Origin of the sequence: Phyllobacterium phragmitis (genome assembly GCF_002980495.1) — a bacterium.
In the GTDB taxonomy this organism is placed as follows: Bacteria; Pseudomonadota; Alphaproteobacteria; order Rhizobiales; family Rhizobiaceae; genus Paramesorhizobium; species Paramesorhizobium phragmitis.
The window spans coordinates 1-2,392 of sequence record NZ_PVBR01000061.1; the positions used below are offsets into that span (position 1 = coordinate 1).

The 2,392-nt window shown below is 54.5% G+C and carries 3 protein-coding genes; all 3 read left to right on the plus strand.

Going from position 1 to position 2,392, the window contains the following annotated elements:
- Window positions 1-14: 14 nt before the first annotated feature.
- The 3 genes from C5748_RS27265 to C5748_RS27270 all read left to right on the plus strand — a co-directional run bounded on the left by C5748_RS27265 (window position 15) and on the right by C5748_RS27270 (window position 2,270).
- Complete coding sequence (locus tag C5748_RS27265; RefSeq protein ID WP_146119646.1) at window positions 15-1,145, plus strand: hypothetical protein; 1,131 nt, start codon at window positions 15-17, stop codon at window positions 1,143-1,145.
- Window positions 1,132-1,440: a DUF6984 family protein gene (locus C5748_RS28075; protein ID WP_146119647.1), complete on the plus strand. Its 309-nt coding sequence runs from the start codon at window positions 1,132-1,134 to the stop codon at window positions 1,438-1,440. The genes C5748_RS27265 and C5748_RS28075 overlap by 14 nt, the downstream gene beginning before the upstream one ends.
- A gap of 521 nt (window positions 1,441-1,961) precedes the next feature.
- Window positions 1,962-2,270 carry a ZPR1-type zinc finger protein gene (locus C5748_RS27270; RefSeq protein ID WP_105746177.1) on the plus strand — a complete coding sequence of 103 codons (309 nt, stop codon included), beginning with the start codon at window positions 1,962-1,964 and terminating at the stop codon, window positions 2,268-2,270.
- Window positions 2,271-2,392 lie beyond the last annotated feature (122 nt).

The following is a 2,392-nucleotide window of genomic DNA, read 5'->3' on the forward strand; positions in this document are numbered from 1 at the left end:
AAGTCCGCGCCACGGTGGGCGAGGGCGAGATCACCATCCGGGACAAGGACAAGCAGGCAGAACTAGAGGCCGAAGGCAGGACCGAAGACCTCGCCGCGCTCAACCGCGATCCGGATAAGGCCTATGAGATCACCAAAGATAAGCATGTCGATGTGGAGTTCTACTTCTCCGACACTTCGGTGAAGGCGGCGATCGCGGCGGGCGCGGCAGTCACGGAAATCATCGGCGGAGCCCTTGACCATATAAGAGAGCCGGAGCTTTCCCAGGCGATCCGCAACAACGAGATCGATCCAGCCACTGCGTTGCAGCAGCTGCGGTCAGGTGCTTGCGGCGAGCAGCGCGGCGATGCCGGTTTCGATCTGTGGGAATGGATTGTCCCCACGGCCCATGCGGCGGACTGCACGCTTACGACGCTCTCCGGCAAGCCGATCGTCATTCATGACCGCGAAGGCTGCTTCGAAGCACTGACCTTGGCTCTCTATAACCAGACGGTTGGCGCTTCGGGCAACCTCGAGAGTTTCAGCCGCGGTATCGCGAAAGGCGTCGCCTCGCAGGGTGAGGAATTCGCGGCGCTGGTCTCCGATCCGGCCGGCATGGCCAAGACCATTTCCGGCGTGGCGATGGAGATCGCCTATGATCCCGTAGCGGCCGCAGCGAAATACGGCTATGCCGCTGCTGACGGCCTTTCCGAGCAGTCATTGCTTTATCTGCAGGCGCTCGCCAATGGCAATTACCAAGCCGCGGGCGAGTATCTGTCCGGTCTTGCTATCGATCTTGCCATCAAGGTTGCGGCACCCGCTGCCGGGACTGCCATTGGCGCCATAAAGACGGCGGATAAGCTTGCAGCGCTCAAAAAAATTGAGAAAATTGAAAAGGCGGCCACAAAGGCGGGAGTGCCTGACGGAGTTTCTTTTGGCCGGAATGCAAACCAAGATTATCATGTTTGGCGTCACGTCGAAGATGAGCTTGGTATGAGCCGACAGCGAGTCCAAGATGCAGTCGTTGCTGATCTACTGCCTGCTGGCAATCTTTCCAGCGGTCTTAACGTACGCTTCGTAACCATAGATGGTGTGCGGTTGCAGTACAACGCCTTCAAGCTGCCTGATGGCACGATAAATATTGGACGGATCCATGAGGCAAATTGAATCGACAGAGGTAGAACTTATTGCATTCCTTGCCCAAATTGGTGGTGTTCAGCTTGCGTTGCCCAGCAAGCAACTAGTTTGGGTGGTAAATCCAGAAATGCGGTCAATTCGTGCTGATTATTGCCCGAAGGGATGTCGTGTGCGCTCGGTCGCTTCATATGAATTTGAAGATGAAGACGGAGTTCCGATTGTCACCACATTGCTCCTGACGGAAGATGGCCGGTTTGGAGAACTCGACTTCTGGAAGGTTAACGATGAACCCATCATAAGCTTGCCATCAGCACCTCTCTCATGACCTATCAGCTTCAAGCTTTCCTGACGGGCCTCATGACCTTGATCGCAGCTTTCCTGCTCTCGCTCGGGTCTGTGGACACAAAACCCGCCTGACTCCAGCGTAAATCTTGCTTTCACCGGTATTCCGTTCGCGGGATCGGGTGATGTGCACGCTTCGGACGGCACAGGAACGGCTGGGTCAGCATCAGCATTTTCGCACTTCCCTATTGCCCCAACTAAGGCAGTCAGTACCGGTGCAGGAAGTGCAGCGGACGCTGCGCGTCTGCGTATGCAGCTTTGGGTAGAGGAAGCTGCTGGTGTACGAATGCCACAGACCAATGCCGGCTCCAGCCTGCAGGCGGGCCGCGACATCACCATCAATGCCGGTCATGACGCCAATCTGTAGGCTGCCGAGGTGGCAGGTGCCACGGCCACGACCAATGTTAACGGCGTCCAGCGAACAAGCTATACTTTAGGGAATGTTCGTGTCTGGGCCGAAGATGGCGGAAAAACAATTATCACTATTCTGAGGATTGGCTCCCAATGACCTGTGGTTTCATATACCGTGACATGATCGAGGAAATTCGCGCTGTATGCTTCCAGCATGTTCAAGGACTAGTCTCGGCTAATGACGTGCAGCGTGTCGTACAGCGCGGGGAATTGACGATTGTTGCCATTGAAGAAAAGGATATTCGCAATTTTCTGACGAATGTCGAAGGGCTGCTCGAAGAGATCAAGTTTACAGTTGACGATGAATTGCAGTTGGCTGAATCTCAGAAAGTAGCTCAACAAGTGCTTTTGTGGCTCTCGGAACGTGAGAACAAGGGGAGTCGTTACTCGTCTTCTGACTAGGTCGTAGTGACGATTTAAGGTTTTGGGATTCCAAAATTCCGGCAAATCAGATTCAACACTGACTTTTGGAGGTCAGTGATGGATTGCGATGTTCTTCGGGATGATCAATGGGAACGGATCAA